18 protein-coding genes are annotated in these 17,731 nt (G+C 61.1%); 3 read left to right on the top strand and 15 right to left on the bottom strand.

All coding sequences use genetic code 11. The features are described 5' to 3' along the window. Window positions 1-63 precede the first annotated feature (63 nt). Both RBI05_RS15980 and RBI05_RS15985 read right to left on the bottom strand, forming a co-directional pair. Window positions 64-858, bottom strand: coding sequence for a TrmH family RNA methyltransferase (locus tag RBI05_RS15980; protein WP_310551843.1), 795 nt, complete (start codon window positions 856-858; stop codon window positions 64-66). 68 nt (window positions 859-926) lie between these two features. Further along, window positions 927-1,625 carry a potassium channel family protein gene (locus tag RBI05_RS15985; protein ID WP_150456291.1) on the bottom strand — a complete coding sequence of 233 codons (699 nt, stop codon included), beginning with the start codon at window positions 1,623-1,625 and terminating at the stop codon, window positions 927-929. A gap of 193 nt (window positions 1,626-1,818) precedes the next feature. Between RBI05_RS15985 and sspI the strand changes: the two genes are divergently transcribed. Further along, window positions 1,819-2,055 (top strand): small acid-soluble spore protein SspI, encoded by a 237-nt coding sequence (sspI, locus tag RBI05_RS15990; RefSeq protein ID WP_150456292.1) that lies wholly within the window; start codon window positions 1,819-1,821, stop codon window positions 2,053-2,055. 82 nt (window positions 2,056-2,137) lie between these two features. On the opposite strand, the gene RBI05_RS15995 is transcribed toward sspI, so the two are convergent. The 12 genes from RBI05_RS15995 to RBI05_RS16050 form a co-directional block, all read right to left on the bottom strand. Next, window positions 2,138-3,028: a pentapeptide repeat-containing protein gene (locus tag RBI05_RS15995; protein ID WP_310551823.1), complete on the bottom strand. Its 891-nt coding sequence runs from the start codon at window positions 3,026-3,028 to the stop codon at window positions 2,138-2,140. An 86-nt stretch (window positions 3,029-3,114) separates the two neighbouring features. Then, complete coding sequence (locus tag RBI05_RS16000; protein WP_310551824.1) at window positions 3,115-4,701, bottom strand: peptide chain release factor 3; 1,587 nt, start codon at window positions 4,699-4,701, stop codon at window positions 3,115-3,117. Between the two features lie 263 nt (window positions 4,702-4,964). Continuing rightward, window positions 4,965-5,885, bottom strand: coding sequence for a WD40/YVTN/BNR-like repeat-containing protein (locus RBI05_RS16005; RefSeq protein ID WP_310551825.1), 921 nt, complete (start codon window positions 5,883-5,885; stop codon window positions 4,965-4,967). Window positions 5,886-6,098: 213 nt separating this feature from the next. Further along, window positions 6,099-7,649 carry a glucose-6-phosphate dehydrogenase gene (gene zwf / locus RBI05_RS16010; protein ID WP_150456295.1) on the bottom strand — a complete coding sequence of 517 codons (1,551 nt, stop codon included), beginning with the start codon at window positions 7,647-7,649 and terminating at the stop codon, window positions 6,099-6,101. A 195-nt stretch (window positions 7,650-7,844) separates the two neighbouring features. Then, window positions 7,845-8,696: a YwmB family TATA-box binding protein gene (locus tag RBI05_RS16015; protein ID WP_310551826.1), complete on the bottom strand. Its 852-nt coding sequence runs from the start codon at window positions 8,694-8,696 to the stop codon at window positions 7,845-7,847. Window positions 8,697-8,807: 111 nt separating this feature from the next. After that, window positions 8,808-9,461 (bottom strand): response regulator transcription factor, encoded by a 654-nt coding sequence (locus RBI05_RS16020; RefSeq protein ID WP_150456324.1) that lies wholly within the window; start codon window positions 9,459-9,461, stop codon window positions 8,808-8,810. Window positions 9,462-9,516: 55 nt separating this feature from the next. Continuing rightward, on the bottom strand, window positions 9,517-10,614 hold the full coding sequence (locus tag RBI05_RS16025) for a sensor histidine kinase (protein WP_310551827.1): 1,098 nt from the start codon (window positions 10,612-10,614) through the stop codon (window positions 9,517-9,519). Window positions 10,615-10,646: 32 nt separating this feature from the next. Continuing rightward, window positions 10,647-11,294, bottom strand: coding sequence for a cell wall-active antibiotics response protein LiaF (gene liaF / locus RBI05_RS16030; RefSeq protein ID WP_310551828.1), 648 nt, complete (start codon window positions 11,292-11,294; stop codon window positions 10,647-10,649). A 227-nt stretch (window positions 11,295-11,521) separates the two neighbouring features. Further along, the gene (locus RBI05_RS16035; RefSeq protein ID WP_150456299.1) at window positions 11,522-12,235 is read right to left on the bottom strand and encodes a PspA/IM30 family protein; all 714 of its coding nucleotides are present in this window, start codon (window positions 12,233-12,235) and stop codon (window positions 11,522-11,524) included. A 2-nt stretch (window positions 12,236-12,237) separates the two neighbouring features. Then, window positions 12,238-12,723 (bottom strand): PspC domain-containing protein, encoded by a 486-nt coding sequence (locus tag RBI05_RS16040; protein WP_150456300.1) that lies wholly within the window; start codon window positions 12,721-12,723, stop codon window positions 12,238-12,240. Between the two features lie 4 nt (window positions 12,724-12,727). After that, complete coding sequence (locus RBI05_RS16045; RefSeq protein WP_150456301.1) at window positions 12,728-13,405, bottom strand: PspA/IM30 family protein; 678 nt, start codon at window positions 13,403-13,405, stop codon at window positions 12,728-12,730. Between the two features lie 66 nt (window positions 13,406-13,471). Continuing rightward, window positions 13,472-13,774, bottom strand: a complete 303-nt coding sequence (locus RBI05_RS16050) for a LiaF transmembrane domain-containing protein (RefSeq protein ID WP_150456302.1) — start codon at window positions 13,772-13,774, stop codon at window positions 13,472-13,474. 259 nt (window positions 13,775-14,033) lie between these two features. On the opposite strand from RBI05_RS16050, the gene RBI05_RS16055 reads away from it, so the two are divergent. Together RBI05_RS16055 and RBI05_RS16060 are read left to right on the top strand one after the other, a co-directional pair. Further along, window positions 14,034-15,431: an aldehyde dehydrogenase gene (locus tag RBI05_RS16055; RefSeq protein WP_150456303.1), complete on the top strand. Its 1,398-nt coding sequence runs from the start codon at window positions 14,034-14,036 to the stop codon at window positions 15,429-15,431. Between the two features lie 84 nt (window positions 15,432-15,515). Continuing rightward, window positions 15,516-16,949, top strand: coding sequence for a glycoside hydrolase family 1 protein (locus tag RBI05_RS16060; protein ID WP_310551829.1), 1,434 nt, complete (start codon window positions 15,516-15,518; stop codon window positions 16,947-16,949). Between the two features lie 65 nt (window positions 16,950-17,014). On the opposite strand, the gene RBI05_RS16065 is transcribed toward RBI05_RS16060, so the two are convergent. Next, window positions 17,015-17,731: a thioesterase II family protein gene (locus RBI05_RS16065; protein WP_310551830.1), complete on the bottom strand. Its 717-nt coding sequence runs from the start codon at window positions 17,729-17,731 to the stop codon at window positions 17,015-17,017.

Raw genomic sequence — 17,731 nt, forward strand, 5'->3', positions numbered from 1 at the left:
TTGTAATTAGCTTGGTTATCCTACAAGCTCACCCTATTCGCTGTTCAGGTGGGACGGGTTTATTTAACGACCAATCTCCCGCTGCCGCATCCCCTCGAACAGCAGAATCGTCGCCGCCATCGCCGCGTTCAGCGATTCGGCCCGGCCTTTCATCGGGATGAGCAGGCTCTTGTCCACCAGCGCCGCCGTCTCCGGCGAGATGCCGCGTCCTTCGCTGCCGATGACCAGCCACTGGCTGCCGCGAAAATCATGGCTGTAGCAGGACTCCGCTCCCTGCAGCGAAGTGCTGAGCAGCAGCGTTCCGCGCCGCTGCGCCTCGGGCAGCAGCTCCGCCAGCTCCGCCTCGGCAATCGGCAGATGGAACAGCGAGCCCATCGTCGAACGGATGGTCTTCGGGTTGTAGAGGTCGGCACAGCCGCGCCCCAGCACGACGCCGGCAGCGCCGGCCGCGTCCGCGCTGCGGATAATGGTGCCGACATTGCCCGGGTCCTGCACGCCGTCCAGTACGATGACCAGGGCGTCCTTCATTGCCAGCAGCGCCTCCGCGCCCCGCGGCTCCTTCCGCACGACCGCGAAGACCGGCTGCGGCGTATTGGTGCTGCTGCACTTGGCAATGACCGCCGCCGACACGCCGACGACTTCCATTCCCGGTACATCCTGAAGCAGCGGCTTCAGCTCGGCGGGCATTCCGGTCTCGGCCGAATAGGCCAGCACCTCCACCTCCGCCTGCGCCAGCAGCGCCTCCTGCACCAGATGGACGCCTTCAATGATATATGTGCCGCTCTTGTCCCGGTGTTTCTTCTCCTGCAGCGACGCCCATTCCTTGACCCGGGCATTCTGTACCGACATGATCTCCATCCATTTCACCTTTCGTTCGCCTGTATTTTAGCGCTCGCGGCTCGCCGCTGCCGGTTCCGCCCCGGTGTCTAGAAGCGGCTCCTCCAGCCGCTTCGGGCCGGCTCTTCCCGGCTGTAAGCCGCCTCAAGCCGCGCCAAATTGTCCTTATGCCCGACAATGACGAGCACATCGCCTTCCTGCAGCCGATCCTCGGCCCTCGGCGCAATATTCATCTCGTCGCCGTGACGGATCGCCATCACGTTGCAGCCGTATTTGGCCCGAATATCCAATTCCTTCAGATTGCGCCCGAGAAGCGACCCGGCGGCCTTCATATCGAGAATGCTGTAATCCGGCGATAATTCAATGTAATCGAGGATATTCGGCGACGCCAGATGATGCGCAACCCGCAGGCCCATATCCCGTTCGGGATAGATGACCTTGTCGGCTCCGATCTTGCCCACGACCTTGCCGTGCAGCTCGCTCTGGGCCTTGACCAGAATGGTCCGCACCCCCAGGTCCTTCAGAATCAGCGTTGTCAGAATGCTGGCCTGAATATTCTCTCCAATCGCTACAACCACCACGTCAAAATGATGGATATCGAGCGCGCGCAGCGCTTCCTCATCCGTGGAATCGGCCGACACGGCATGGGTGACAATGCCGGATATCTCCTGGGTCCGCTGTTCGTCGGCGTCAATCGCGAGCACATCGTACCCCATGCTGCTGAGCGCCTTGGCGACGCTCGAGCCGAATCTTCCCATGCCGATAATTGCAAACTGCTTCTTGGCCATTGTCGTGAATCCTCCCGTTGTCCGAGCTTCTAGGTCACAGTATAGCATACGGAGCCACCCCGATTGAATGCGCCGCCGTTGCAAAGGGCATATTACGGAAGGCCCGCCCTGCGGATACCCCGCATCCCGGCACGTACCGATGCGCTCCGGCAAGCCGCAGCCGGACGGGACCCTATCTCCGGGAGGTACCGCCATGTCCGTAACGCTTGATTTGCGTCAGGCTGTCATCCACAAGATCCATGGTCAGTCCCAGTCCGATCTGCGCCGGATGATCGAGGGCTCGGTAGACGGTCCCGAGGCCGCTCTGCCCGGTCTTGGAGTCGTCTTTGAGCTGATCTGGAAAGAGATCGATCCCCCCAAGCAGGCAACCGTGCTTGCCATGCTGGAGGAGAAGGTCAAGGACATCGAGCCCGGTCCGCTGACGAGATAACCGGCGGCCGGCGGCAGCAGAAGGCCCGGAAGACAGCAGCCCGGCGGACGAGTCGTCCGGCCGGGCTGTAGTCGGTTATTCTTCACGCCAAGGGCCAGTGGTCCGGCCGGCGCAGATGCTCCGGCAGGCGGACCGCCCCGTCTCCCCGGGCGGCGTTCAGCTGCGGCTGGGTCAGGAACAGCGCTCCGCGCAGATCCGCGCCGCGCAGGTCGGCGTCCCGGAGGTCGGCCCCCAGCAGATCGGCCGACCGGAGGTTCGCGCCGCGCAGGTCGGCGGCGATCAGCAGCGTGCCGCGGAGATCCGCCCCGGCCATATCGGCGCCCCGCAGCTTCGCGCCGATCCGGTCCCGGCCGGCGGCGCTTCCGCCTCCGCCCGGCCGCTTGCCGCCCGCCGCACCGCGGGCTGCGGCAGCGCCGCTCCTGCGGTGCGGCGGCCCGCTCATCTCCCGGCCGGCGCCGGCCCGGGCCCGCACCTCAGCGCTGACCCGGCGCAGCAGTCCGCCGACCTGTACGCGCAGCGGCCCGATTGCAAGCGCCAGCAGCTCCGCAGGCGCAAGCTCTGCCAGCAGCGCCAGCCGCTCCCGCTCTGCGGCCGCTTCTTCCGCGAGAAGGCCCTCCGCGCGCCAGCCCGCTTCCGTCAGCAGCGCCAGCATTTCATGAAGCTGCTGCAGGACCGTGAAGACGGCGAACATCTCTTCCCGCTGCTCGGGGTGGTCCTGCCAGGAACGACCCTTGTACGTGACCTGGGTCAGCTTCTGTCCCGCACCGAAGCATTCGTAGACGGTGCAGCCCTTCATCCCCCGCTCCCGCAGCTCCGCATGAATGCCGCACCGGCATTCGGCCGTCAGGTGGGGACAGGGAGCGCCCGCCATTTTGTCAAAAGCAAAATCCGCAGACCGCGCAAAAGGCAGCGCCGCGCAGCATAATCCCAGGCAGCGTTCGCAGTCCGGCCGCAGATTCTCCGGCAGTCTCATTTCTTCTTCCCCCTCTAACCGTGTCTATCGCACCTGTCTGCTTACAAAAAACGCCGGCGCCCTAAGGCGCCAGCGGCAGCCGCGCCTTAGGGCGCGGTCGAGAGAAACTTCGCACTCGGGTTCTTGTCGATCGCCGTCCGCATCGCATATTCATTCTCGAACAGCACCACATGGTTCCCCTTCTTGTCGGTAACCAGCGTGGAATTGATCCGGAACTTGCCCGGGTCAGGCTTGCTCTCGTCGATGAACCAGCGCGCGAACTGGTACGGCATCCGCTGAAGCTGCACATCGACGCCGTATTCACCCTTCATCCGGTACTCGAACACCTCGAACTGAAGCTGTCCGACCACGCCGAGAATAATGTCGTCGAAGCTGACCGTGCGGAAGACCTGAATCATGCCCTCCTCCGTCAGCTGGTCGATGCCCTTCTGGAACTGCTTCGATTTCAAGGCGTTCTTGATGCTGACTTTGGCAAAAATCTCCGGCGAGAACGTCGGCAGCTCGTCGAATTCGATATCCCCCGCCTGGCTCAGCGTGTCGCCGATCCGGAAGATGCCCGGGTCGAACAGGCCGATAATGTCCCCGGGATACGCCTCCTCGACGATGTCGCGGTCCTGGGCCAGGAACTGCTGCGGCTGCGACAGCTTAATCTCCTTGCCGGCGCGGACATGCTTGACGCTCATGCCCCGCTGGAATTTGCCGGAGACAATCCGAAGGAAGGCGATCCGGTCCCGGTGGGCCGGGTTCATGTTTGCCTGGATTTTGAAGACATAGCCCGTGAACTTCTCATTGAGCGGCTCAATCGGGCCCGCCGTGCTCTTGCGCGGCTCCGGCTTCGGCGCAAGCTGCAGGAAGTTCTCCAGGAACGTCTGGACGCCGAAGTTGTTGATTGCGCTGCCGAAGAAGACCGGCGTCAGCTCGCCGCGCAGCACCTTCTCATAGTCGAACGGATCTCCGGCTACGTCCAGGAGCTCGAGGTCCTGGCAGAGCTGATCGTGCAGGTAGTCGCCTGCCATTTCCCGGATCACCGGATCATGGTAGTCGTCCACCTTCTGCACCTGGATGACCGAATGGTCGTCGCCCTGGAACAGCTCGACCTGGTTCTTCATCCGGTCGTACACACCGCTCAGCTCGCGGCCCGAGCCGATCGGCCAGTTCATCGGCACCGAGCGGATGCCCAGCACCTGCTCCAGCTCCTCCATCAGATCGAACGGGCTGCGGCCTTCGCGGTCCAGCTTGTTGATGAAGGTGAAGATCGGGATGCCGCGCTTGGCGCATACCTGGAACAGCTTGATCGTCTGGGCTTCGACGCCTTTCGCAACGTCGATCAGCATGACCGCGCTGTCGGCGGCCGTCAAGGTGCGGTACGTATCCTCCGAGAAGTCCTGGTGCCCCGGAGTATCCAGAATATTGATGCGGTGTCCGTTGTAGTCGAACTGCATGACGGAAGAGGTGACCGAGATGCCGCGCTGCTTCTCGATCTCCATCCAGTCGCTGGTGGCGTGCTTGCTCGCCTTGCGGGCCTTGACGGTTCCCGCCAGACGGATGGCGCCGCCGAAGAGCAGCAGCTTCTCGGTCAGCGTGGTTTTGCCGGCATCGGGATGGGAGATAATCGCGAACGTTCTGCGCTTATCCACTTCCTTCTGCAGCAGGGAGTCCATTCCTTGGCTCATTGTACATTTCCCTTCATTTCATGTATTGGCAACAATGTAGAGCGGCGCAGGTACGATAACGTCCGGTTCTTGGGCGCCCTCTATCAGATCGGTCTGCGGTTCATCGCCTGGTTCCTTTCCGGCGGCCAAGGCGCCGTTAACGTTGGCCCTGCCTTCGGCCGTTAATCGGCTTAGGCGGGCATCCTTTTCAGTATAGCAAATCCTTGCCGGGATTAGCTACCCCCCGGAGGGCGCCCGGAGACCTTCCGGTAACATTCAAAAGTTCAGTCAGCCGCTGTCCAGCCTGACCCGCTGCCGCTCCAGCTTTGCCCGCCAATTTGAACCGTCCATATTTGGCCCTCCTGCCCTTCTGCATCCGAGGCCGGAGCTCCGCTGTCTGAAGCCTGGTCCGTCACCCGCCAGTGCAGTTCGCGCAAGCTTCCTTCCCGCTCCGTCTCTGCCTCCCAGTGCGCTCCGCCGTCCGCCGTCAGGTAGAACAGCTTCGCCTCTTGCCCGGTCCCGTCGTTCTTAAGCCGAAGCAGACCATAGGATGTTGATCCAAAAAAGACCGGCAGCTCCTCCGTATAGCCCGTTCCGGCCGGCAGGTCCAGACTGGCCTGCTCCCAGTGGATGCCGCCGTCCTGCGTGCCGTACAGGCCGCTCACCCCTTCCCTGGGCGTATCGACCGTCATCCACCCTGTATCCGGGCTGACGAACATCAGGCCGGAAGCCGGTCCGCCCGGCAGACTGCCTTCGGCCGAATCTGCGGTCAGCCGCCAGGAGGCCCCGCCGTCCTTGGTCCGATACAGCTTGTTGTCCGCGCTGAACATGCCGTGTCCGGCCGAGTCGAGCCGCCAGCCGGTCCCGTCCGGCAGCGACCAGCGCAAGGAACGGACCGGGTCTGCGGACCCCGTCTCCGGCAGAGCGCCCTCCCCCGCGCCGCCGTCCGCTTCCGCCAACTCCGCGTCCGGCTTCCCTCCCTCGAACCGCGGTGCCGGGGAAGCCGCAGAGGTTGGCGAAATCGCGGAGGTCAGCGGAGCCGCAGAGGTCGACGGTGCCGCAGAGGTTGGCGGTGCCGCCGCCTGGCGGATTTTTACCGCCTGCTGCGTGGCCGGCGCTTCTCCCCTCCGGGGCTCCGCCGCCCCTCCTTGTCCGCAGCTTGTCAGCAGCATCACCGCCGCCGCAGCCAGACATCCCTTCTTCATGCGCCGCCTCTCCTTCCCGTAATATGGGTTTCTCTCAGATTACGCGATTTCCGGGAGCAGCGGGTTAAGAAAGGTTGTCAATCTTCTCTCAATCCTGTTGTGCAAAAAAAACCATCCCCCTTCCGGGAGATGGCCGCTTGTTGATTTCGTCATTGGTTCCGCTTGCTGAGTGCCGGTTTCTATCCTTGTTGATCCTCGCTTGCTGCCCTGCCGTCAGCTGTTCACGCGCCAGACGACGTTATCCTCTTCCTGACCGTTGACCGGCCACCAGTGAAATCCGTCCTGCGCAAGCAGCTGGTCCGCTTCCACAGGGCCCCAGGTTCCTGCCGGATAGGAAGCCAGGTCGCCGGCGCTCTCCTGCCAGGCCTCGGCGATCTTATCGACGAAAGACCAGGCCGATGAGACTTCATCCCAGCGGGTGAAGTAGGTCGAGTCGCCGCGGACGGCATCGTGCAGCAGGCGTTCATAAGCTTCCGGCGAGTTAATGCCGACCATGCAGCTCTGGCAGAAATCCATCGCCAGCGGCTGAATCTCGGATTCCGAGCCCGGCTTCTTGGCATTGATCTTCACATAGATGCCTTCCATCGGGTTGACTCGGATGACGAGCAGGTTCGGCTCGAGATTATGCTTTTGGCCCAGGTACACATTCGTCGGCATCCGTTTGAACTCCACGACCACCTCGGTCGTCTTGACCGGAAGACGCTTGCCGGTGCGGATGTAGAACGGCACGCCCGCCCAGCGGAAGTTGTCCACGAAGACACGGGCCGCAAAATACGTCTCGGTCGTCGATTCCGGGTTCACCTTGTCCTCCTGCCGGTAAGCCGGCAGCGTCTTGCCCTTGAAGAGCCCCTGGGTGTACTGGCCGCGAACGACGTTCTTGCGCACCTCATCGCTGCTCGAGAACGGCCGCAGGGAACGGAGCACCTTCACCTTCTCGTCGCGGATGTCCTCCGCCAGCAGGCGGCTCGGCGGCTCCATGGCGATCATGGTCAGCAATTGGAGCATATGATTCTGGGCCATATCGCGCAGCGCTCCGGAATGGTCGTAATACCCGCCGCGCTCTTCTACGCCGACCGTCTCCCCGAGCGTGATCTGGATGTTCGCAATATGCTGCTTGTTCCAGAGCGGTTCGAAGAACGCGTTGGCGAAGCGAATCACTTCGATATTCTGCACCATTTCCTTGCCCAGGTAGTGGTCGATCCGGTAGATCTCCTCTTCCTTGAACACCTGGTTGATCTGCTCGTTGAGCTCCCGCGCCGATTCCAGGTTGTAGCCGAACGGCTTCTCGATCACGAGCCGGTTCCAGCCCGGACCGTCGAGCATGCCGCCCGCCTTCAGATTGAAGGAGACGCCGCCGAACAGCTCCGGCGCCAGCGCCAGGTAGAACAGCCGTCCTCCGGCAATTCCGAACTTGCGCTCGATCGCTTCGGTCTGCTCGCGCAGCTCGCGGAAGCCGTCGATATTGTTAATGTCCAGCGATTTGTATTCAAAATGATCGACGAAGCGCGCCCATTCCTCTTCATCCGCCACAGGGTAGCGGCTGAACTCGCGGATGCTCTCCATCACATCCTCATGGAATTCGGACGGAGTGCGGGGACGCCGGGCCACGCCGATGACGGCGAAGTCCTCTGTCAGCTTGCCTTCCCGATACAGGCTGTAAATAGCCGGAAACAGCTTCCGGCGAGCCAAATCGCCGGTGGCGCCAAAAATAAAAAATACGGCACCGGGCGCTTGCGGTGCGTCAAAGGTTACGTTATCAGCCATGGCTCCTCATCTCTCTATGTAATATAGTGTATTGAAATCCATTCTCATTCGCCATACTGGCGTGATGTCATTTTATCATAATCATCCGGTGTATGCTATGGGATACCTGACAGTTTGCGTCGGATTTCAGTACTTTTCAATTACTCTTTCTTATAGCGGCTTATAGTTGGGCTGATACTCCGGCCGCGGCCGGGTTCAATACTCCACCGTAATCAGCGGCAGCCCGATCGTGACGCGCTCCCGTCCGTCGCCGCTGCTCCGGTGAACGGCGATCTGGGCGGCAAGCTCGCCCTTGCTGCCGGGAACCGTCCGCTCGAGACCCGGAACGCGGTAGGAACGGCTGACCGTGGCGGCGTCCTCATACTGTTCCAATGCCTCGGAGCCGGGCAGCAGCTTCGCCAGAACGCCCTCGGCTCCGGCCGCCGCCTCTTCCGGAGTCCCCTGTTTCCGGGACTCGCCCTGGATGGCGGCGTTCCACTCGGCCCGGACGCCGGCTGCGGCCATGGCGGCCCCGGCTTCGGCGGCAGCCGCAGGCAGGCCGGGCGCTGCCGCCAGGTCGCGGGTCTCCAGCGTCACGATTGCGTAATGGCTGCCGCCCGCAAGCTCGCTCCAGAAGAGGCTGACCCGGACGCCGTCTTCCGCGCCCTTGTAGCGCAGCGTCCGGTGTCCGTCCTCTTCGCCGCTCGATTGCGGGCGCAGGTTCAGCGCCGCCGCCAGGGAAGCGGCGGCCCGGTCTCCGGCGGGGCCGGAGTACTCGCCCTGCCATTTCACCACAAGGCGGAGCGGAGCGCCCTCCGCCGCCGCGCTGCGGCCGAGCGCCGCAAGCCGCTCCAGAGCCGCCGGGAGTCCCGCGGCTTCCCGCTCCGCCCCGCCGGACGCAGCTCCGGCCCGGCCTCCCGGGCCGAGCCCCCAGAAGGCGGCGGCAACCAGCACCGCCAGCATCAGCCAGACGGCTCCGGGGACCGCGCCGCTTCTGCGGTCCTGCTTCGCCCGGTTCTTCCCTCTGCCTGCTTCCCGTCCTCTACCCTTCCGCTCCGCCTTGTTCATTCTTCTTCTCCCCCATCCGCTGCTATCAATCTATCAGTCAGGATGCCCGAATTTGGGAGATTCTATTCCCCATACGCGTAAGACGGGGCCAAAGAAAAACGGACAGGCTCCTTACTCCGCCAGTCCGTTCTTGTAAGCGTAGATCGCCGCCTGCGTGCGGTCCTCCACATTCAGTTTGGCCAAAATATTGGTGACATGGAACTTCACCGTCTTGATGCCGATGATCAGCTGGTCCGCAATGTCCTGATTGGACTTGCCCTGGGCCAGCAGCTTCAGCACTTCCATCTCCCGGTCCGTCAGCTCCTGATGCAGCGGAATCTCCTCATGGGCATGGTGCCGGAACCGGTTCATCATCTTCGAGGCCACCTGCGATTCCAGCACGGATTGTCCCCGTGCTGCGGCCCGGATGGCGTCCGCCACCTCGGCGGCGCGGGAGGTTTTGAGCAGATAGCTGAACGCGCCGGCTTCAATCACCGGGTACATCTTCTCATCGTCCAGATAGCTCGTCAGCACAATCACCTTGCATTCGGGATACAGCTTCATCAGCTGCCGCGTCGTTTCGATGCCGTCCATGCCCTCCATCACCAGGTCCATCAGCACCACATCCGGTTTGTACTCCTGCGCCAGCCGGATGCCTTCCTCGCCGCTGCCCGCTTCGCCGACCACCTCGATGCCGTCTTCCGTGCCCAGCACCGCCGCCAGTCCAATGCGGACCATCTCGTGATCGTCCACCAGCAGCACTTTGATGAGCTTGTCGCTCTCCATCGCTCTCTCGTCTCCTCCCTGTCTGATTGACCGCAGCCGGTCCGTCCCGCTTCCTCTATTGGGCTCCATGTTCCTCCAGCCGTCCGCCCCCCGCGGGCGCTGCCGTTCCCTCCGGCTCTTCGGCCAACAGAGGAACGACGACTTCGATGCGGGTGCCGCGTCCGGGCGCGGTAACGAACTGAATCGAGCCGCCGGTCTCCGTCATGCGCTCCCGCATGTTGGAGAGTCCGTAGGAAGTCTGCTTCTCCTCATCCAGCTCGAAGCCGACGCCGTCGTCGCGCAGCGTCATCCGCACCGTGTCCCCGCGCCGGTGAATCCGAATCTCCATCCGGGTGGCCTTCGCATGCCTGAGCGTATTGGAGATGGCTTCCTGCACAATCCGGAACAGGTGGTTCTCCACGCCCTTCAGCAGCTGAATGCCCGGATCCATCTCGAATACAATATCCATCGGCACCTTGACCTTCAGTTCCTTGATCAGCTCCCGGATGCCCTGCTCCAGCCCCTTCCCGTCCAGATAGACGGGCCGCAGATGCAGCAGCAGCGCCCGCATCTCCGACTGCGCCACCGCCGCCATCTCCTCAATCAGAGCAATCTGCCGCTGCGCCTTGTCAAAATCCTTCTCCAGCGTCCGGCCCACGGCCGTCGCCGTCATCGAAATTGCGAACAGCTGCTGCGACACGGCGTCGTGCAGCTCCCGCGCCAGCCGCTGCCGTTCCTCGACGATGGCCGTCATCCGCGCCTGCTCGGCGAGCTGGGCGTTGTTCGTCGACAGCCGCTGCAGCGTCGTGACCTGGTCCTCCCATTTGCCGCTGATCGTCTCCAGCTGTTCGCCGAGCCGGCCCAGCTCATCGTCGCCGAGCGGCGGCATGGACAGCCGCAGATTGCCCTTCTCCCAGAGAAGCAGCGTCTCCCTCAGCCGGTCCAGCCGCCGCTTCATGCGGAAGCCCTGATAGAAGCCCCAGCCGGCGCCCGCGGCGAGCGGAAGCAGGAGCAGCCCCGCCACGGTGCGGACGCCGATCTCCCAATCGGCGAAGGGCTTGAAATAACCGTATGTATAGAGCATATACAGCACAATGAGCAGCAGCGCGAAGGACAGAAGAGCTCCCTCGCGCATACTGCGCGATATGATGCTGGAAGGCTTGCGTTCGTTCATCCCAGACCGCTCTCCTCTCCCGCCCTGCCGTCTCAAGGCAGTGTAATATCCAGATCGCCCATCAGATAAGAAATACAAATCTTGACCCGGTATTCGCTCGTGTCATAATTCGCGGATTTCCAGTTCAGCCGGTTCATCATCCCCGTGTCGCGCTGGGTCCCCAGATCAATCGAACCGAACAGCACGAAGGCCTCGATCTCGATCCCGTAACCCTCCGCCAGATGCAGATCGGTATCGCCGAAGATGCCCTGGAACAGCATCACGGTCTCGCGTTCCTCCGCCATGGCCAGCGTCAGGTCAATGTCGGTCTGGCCCAGCACATGCCAGGCGCTGAGGTTGCCCATCATCCACGGATGGCGGTCCCAGTCGAAGCCTGAAGAGAAGTTCTGCTTCTGGACATGCCTTCTCCCCTGCATCAGCCGCCGGGACCGGACGATGAACAGGCCAAGCGAGAGCAGCACCACGCCCAGAACCAGGACAAGATGGTCCAGCACGAGCAGAATAGCGCCTGCTCCGAGCAGCCGGTATCCCTTCTTCACATCGCCGTTGGTTGTCCGGTACACGCCCGCCAGCAGGAGAAGCAGCGCTACAATGGACAGGAACCCGAGCCATCTGCCGAATATGAGCAGAACCCCGGCCCCGATGAACAGGATCGCCAGCATCCGGTTCCGTTTCTCCATTTCCCCCGCCTCCTCTTCGCGTCGTGTGAATAGCCGCCCGTCCCAAATGGCGACCGGACCAAACAGCCGGAAAAGCCATTACGATATGTGGTCCATACCGCATGGCTTTCCCTGTTTAAGAATAGCATATCCCGGGTTCCGCTTGGAACCGATTTTTTGCAGCAGGCTCCCGGACCTTAGTGGCCGGCGCTGCCGAATTGCTTGGACGGCGTCCGACTTTCGGACGATTACTCCGCCGCTTTATCCGAAGCGGCTTCCGGAGCGGAGGAGCCGCCGCCGAGCTTATTCTTCAGCGCATTCAGCTGCTCTTCCACCTTGAGCTGCTTCTGGGCATCCAGCGGGCTGTAAGCCGCTGCGCTCTGCGGTTGGTACGGGGCACGCATGACATCGGCTTCCGCTTCCATCTGCATAATCTTCTCTTCCATCCGGTGGAAGCCGAGCGACGCACTGCCGCTCTCAATGCTGTGCACGCTGCTGATCTGAGACATCTGCTTCTTGGCCTTGGCCATCTGGGCGCGGGATACGAGCTCGTTGCGCTTGTTGCGCAGCTTGTAGAATTCATCCTTCATATCATGAAGCTGCTGCACCAATTCCTTGGCGTGCGTATCGGCCTGGACGTGCAGGTCACTGTATTCCGCATACTTCTGGTCAAAATAAATCTTCTCTTCCAGCAGCTTCCGCGCGACTTCCTCCTGGCCGTTCTTCAGTGCCAGTTCGGCCTGCGACGTGCGCTGTCCGGCCAGCTTCGCGGCTTCTTCCACACGCTGCTTCATCCGGCGCTCATTCGCCATCTGCTTGGCGACCGTCACCTCGGCTTCATGAATCTCGGCCTCCATGTCGCGCAGATACTGATTCAGCATCACAATCGGATCTTCCACTTTATCCAGCAAATCGTTGACCGATGCCTTTGTCATATCCTTAATGCGTTGAAATACTCCCATAATTAACGTTCTCCCTTCGAATTCTCATATTGGGCCAATCTGCGTTTTAAGTCTTCAACTTCCTTGCGGAGGGCTTTCTTCTCAATGTCTTTCATCATTTCATCCAGGGTGGAATCGGCCGCCTCCGGTCTGCCCGCATGGCTGTAGCCGTAGCCGCCCGGTCCCGGCTGCGCCGCCGGTCCGCGGCTTCCGCAGCTGCGGGGGCCGCTGTGCGGGTAACCGCCGGGATAGCCGCCCGGGTAGCCGCCGGGATAACCGTAACGGTCTCCTCTGGGCGGACCTGCATAGGGATCGCCGGGGTAATGATACTCCCGCGGAATAATCAGTGCGGCGATGAAGTAGACCGGGATGACGGCGCCGCCCGTGAACGGAATCGCAATGAGCAGCAGAATTCGCAGCAGCGTAGAGTCCATGCCGACGATTTCCGCCAATCCCCCGGCAAGTCCGGTCATTACCCGGTCCCGGTTCGATCGGTACAATCGGGTCATAGCGCTACTCCTTTCCATTCCGGTTCAGTTTCTCCTTCAGCTTCGCCATCTCGCGTTCCAGCACCGTCGCTACCGTCTCGCCGGCTGCGGTCGCATATTCCTGGCCCATCCGGCGCAGATCGCGCAGGCTCTTGGCTTCCAGTTCCCAATCGGCGAGCCGGTCTTCCAGCTGGCCGAACATCTTGGGCACATCTCCGTTCCCGCCGAGGGCGGCGGAGCGGGCATTCATCCGCTGCTGCAGCCGCAGACTCTCCATCCGGGCCGCATAATATTGGCGCTTGCTGTATACGGTCTGGTATTCCAGCTTAAGCTCGCTTAATTGTCCTTCCAGCTCCATCAGCGACTGTCGGCTCTGATCCAGCAGACCGCTGTACTGCTCCAGCTTCTCTTCATGGATGATCTTCTCCTGAAGCGCCAGCTTGGCCAGATTCTCCTCGCCCGCCTTCAGGGCAAGCATCGCCTGCTCTTCACGCTTGTCCCGCATCGCCGCCGCCTGATTCACCTGCGACTGCAGCTGCTTCGTATGTTGGGAATACTGATTGTACAGGGCTTCGACCTCACTGATCTCCTGACGGGTCGAATGCAGAAACTGATCAATCAGCTTGACCGGGTCCTGCGCCTGCTCCAGCCGTTCATTCAAATTGGCTACGGTGATATCCCGCATTCGTCGAAACACGCTCATGTTTTGCCGCTCCCTCCTTGCTTCTCCCGGCTGAGCCGGGGACCATTCATCTTTCCTTGTATACGCTTAGTACCGGCGGGGACGGCTGCCGCGGAGAACCGAAATCCCCCATACCAGCAGCGCAATGCCCAGCAGCGGGCCAATCAGCCAGGCCAGCTTGTTAATCAGGGACAGAATCCCGACGAACATCACTGCGAATCCGATCAGCTTGTGGCCTCTGTTCACGGCGTAGTACCCAATCAGCACGAGCAGGATCGGGAACACCAGCCGGAACAACCCGTGAATCAAGGGCCCCAGCGCACCCAGCAGCAAAATCGCGCCGATCGCGATCAGAACCACTGCAAATCCGTTACCTCTATTCTTGTTCATGTCTCTCACCGCCTTTCGTTGCTGTCTTCCTTATGTCTTTATTCTAGGTGAAAGGCGTCTCTTCCAAAACAGACCGAGGACGGTTTTTGCGACTGGACCTAAGGCGGGGGCGGAGCCGGACCGGGGTCGGCCTGAAGGGGCGCCCCCAGGACGATAGAGCGGCTCTCTTCCTTGCTGGACGCCGGAACCCCCCATGAATTATATTGAAGCGTGAAGACTAATGATGACGCTGAATCAGCGTCCAAGGAGAATGATGGATATGAATTCCGCCGGCATTGGCATCCCGGATACCGGGCGGATGCTTCAGGAGCATCGGCAGTATTTTGAATCGGGGCAGACTCTGCCCGTCGGGTTCCGGGTCCGGCAGCTTCAGAAGCTGCGCGAGGCCATCCTTCGGCATGAACGGGATCTGGCGGAGGCGCTGCGGCTGGACCTTGGCAAATCAGAGTTCGAAGCCTACACCACCGAGATCGGCTTTACCTTAAGCAGTATCCGAGATACGATCCGCCATCTGCCCCAATGGGCCCGAACCCGCCGGGTCGCGACCCCGCTCCGGCTCTTTCTCTCCAGCAGCCGGATTCGCCACGAACCTTACGGCACGGCGCTGATTATCGGCCCTTACAATTATCCGTTTCAACTGCTCATCGAGCCGCTGATCGGAGCGATTGCCGCCGGCAACTGCGCCGTGCTCAAGCCTTCGGAGATGACGCCCCGCACCGAGCAGGTCCTGGGTTCTCTTATCGGAGAGACGTTCGACCCGGCTTATATCCGGGTTGTCAGCGGCGGAGTGGATACCGTGACCGCCCTGCTGGATGCGCCGTTCGACTTTATCTTCTTCACCGGCAGCGTGCCGGTGGGCCGGGTGGTCATGCAAGCGGCCGCGAAGCGCCTGACTCCTGTGGCCCTGGAGCTCGGCGGCAAGAGCCCGGCCATCGTTGATGAGACGGCCAGACTCGATGCCGCCGCCAAGCGGATTGTCTGGGGGAAGATGACCAACGCCGGCCAGACCTGCGTCGCTCCCGATTACGTTGCCGTCCATGCTTCCGTCAAGGACGAATTGATCGCCCGGATTCAGCAGACCCTCCGGGAATTCTACGGCGAGCGGCCGGAGCAGAGCCCCGATTTCGGCCGGATTGTGAACGACCGGCACTGGACCCGGCTAAACGGCCTGCTGGAACGGGAACGCTCCGCCGTGCTTGCAGGCGGAGACACGGACCGGGAGGCCCGGTATATCGGTCCGACCCTGATCGAAGCGGACTTTCGTTCGCCTTCCATGGAGGACGAGCTTTTTGGCCCCCTTTTGCCTGTGCTGACCTATACCGATCTGGACCAGCTGCTGGCCGAAATCCGCCGAAGACCGAAACCGCTCGCTCTCTACCTCTTCACCGGGAATCGCCAGACCGAGAAACGGGTTCTGGACGCCGCGCCATCCGGAGGCGTCAGCATCAACGATACGATTACCCACCTGGCCAATCCGAAGCTGCCCTTCGGCGGAGTCGGTCCTTCCGGAATGGGACAATACCACGGACGCTACAGCTTCCTGACATTCTCCCGGGAGAGAAGCGTACTGCGCAAAAGCACCCGGGTAGGGCTGCCGCTGCTCTTTCCTCCGTACAGCGCGAAGAAGCTGAAGTGGATCAAGCGTCTGCTGAAATAGCCGCCGCACTTGCCGGCCGTATGAAGTTCTTGCCGTTCGTCCAGTCTATAGCTAACCATCCTCTTAAGAAACGGAGTGAACGCTGTGCACGCGAATGAATCTTCTTATGCTTTTCCCGAAGGCTTCCTGTGGGGCGGAGCCGTCGCTGCGAATCAGGTAGAAGGCGCTTATCAGGAAGGGGGCAAAGGACTGTCCACCCAGGACGTAACTCCGCAGGGGATTGTCGGTCCGGTTACCGAAGCGCCCACCCCAAAGAATATGAAGCTGATTGCTATCGACTTCTATCACCGTTACCCGGAAGACATCCGGCTGCTCGCGGAGATGGGATTCAAGGTGTTCCGCACTTCCATCGCCTGGTCGCGCATCTTCCCCAAGGGAGACGAGGCCGAACCTAACGAGGCGGGCCTGCAATTCTATGACGATCTGTTCGATGAATGTCTGAAATACGGGATTCAGCCGATGGTTACCCTCTCCCACTACGAGACCCCGCTGCACCTGTCCCGCACCTATGACGGCTGGGTCAACCGCAGGATGATCGGTTTCTATACCCGGTATGCCGAGACCGTGTTCACTCGCTACCGGGAGAAAGTGAAATACTGGCTGACCTTCAACGAGATCAATTCAATCCTGGAAGCGCCGTTCATGAGCGGCGGCATCTCGACGCCCAAGGACCGGCTGAGCCGCCAGGATCTCTACCAGGCTATCCATCACGAACTCGTGGCCAGCGCCCGTGCGGTTCAGCTCTGTCACCAAATAATTCCGGATGCGAAGATCGGCTGCATGGTGCTCAGCCTGCCTGCTTACCCCATTACTCCGGCTCCGGATGATGTCATTGCCGCGATGGAATATGAGCACAAGAACCAATTCTTTGCCGACGTGCACTTACGCGGCCGCTATCCCGGCTACATGCAGCGCTTCTTCCGCGAGAACGGCATCCGCATCGCAATGGAGCCCGGCGACGAAGAGACGCTGCGGCATACGGTGGACTTTCTGTCGTTCAGCTATTACATGAGTATCTGTCAGGCCGCCGACCCCTCCCAGCACCGGAAGGGAGAAGGCAACATCTTCGGCGGCGTGGCCAATCCGTATCTGGAAGCCAGCGAATGGGGCTGGCAGATCGATCCGCAGGGTCTGCGGTATGCGCTCAACCAGTTCTATGACCGCTACCAGAAGCCGCTCTTCATTGTAGAGAACGGACTGGGAGCAGCCGACAAGCTGATCGTTCAGGACGGGATGCCGACGGTAGAAGATGATTACCGGATCGAATATATGAACGATCATTTGATTCAGGTATGGGAAGCCATTCAGGACGGCGTGGAAGTCCTGGGTTACACAGCATGGGGCTGCATTGACTGCGTCAGCTTCTCGACAGCCCAGCTCAAGAAGCGCTACGGCTTCATCTATGTTGACCGGCACGATGACGGCTCCGGCACCCTGGAACGATACCGCAAGAAATCGTTCCACTGGTACAGAGAAGTCATCGGGACGAACGGCGCTTCGCTGAAGCGCCGCCCTTAGCGCAGCGCGCCAATAAAGCCGCCTCCCGGCCAGGGAAGGCGGCTTTATTTTGCCGGCAGCAGCCGTTATCCGATGTCGAGCGGACTAGCCGCCTCATTAATCTGTTGGATAATGGAGTCACTGTGATCATTAATGAAGAAGTGGCCGCCGTCCACCGAATGAATCCGGACCCCACAGCCGCCATGCTCCTTCCAGGCCAGCACTTCCTCCCTTGTCAAGCTCTGATCCCGGGTTCCCGTGAACACGGTCATGGGGCAGCCTACCCTGCGGGCTTTTGCCGAGAAACGGTACAGCTCGACCAGCTTGAAGTCCGATCTCAGCACAGGCTCGAAATACTTCAGCAGCTGTTCATCCTCAAATACAACCCGGGAAGCCTCGTCATATCCAAGCACATATTCTCTAAATTCCTCAAGCGGCTTGTCGTGAACTATTGGACGGCGATCAAAATGCGGAGCCTTGCCCCCCGATACAAACAGGTGGACGGGCTCTTTGTAGCCTGCCGACCTTAACTTATAGTAGAGTTCAAAAGCCAGCAAACTTCCCATGCTGTGTCCAAACAGGATATACTCCTCTTCCTGTCCGATCGTTCGGATGACTTCTTCACAGAGCTCGGTAGCCGCATGATCCAAGCTTTCATAGAAAGGCTGCTTGCTCTTCAGACCCCTCCCTGCCATCTCCAGCGGGTGAAGCCGAAGGCGATCCGATAATCGGCTCTTCCATTTGTAATAGCTGGCGGCCGAGCCGCCGGCATAGGGAATGCAGAATAAGTGAACGGGTGTCAT

The sequence above is a fragment of the Paenibacillus glufosinatiresistens genome (assembly GCF_031470375.1).
Lineage (GTDB): Bacteria > Bacillota > Bacilli > Paenibacillales > Paenibacillaceae > Paenibacillus_AQ > Paenibacillus_AQ glufosinatiresistens.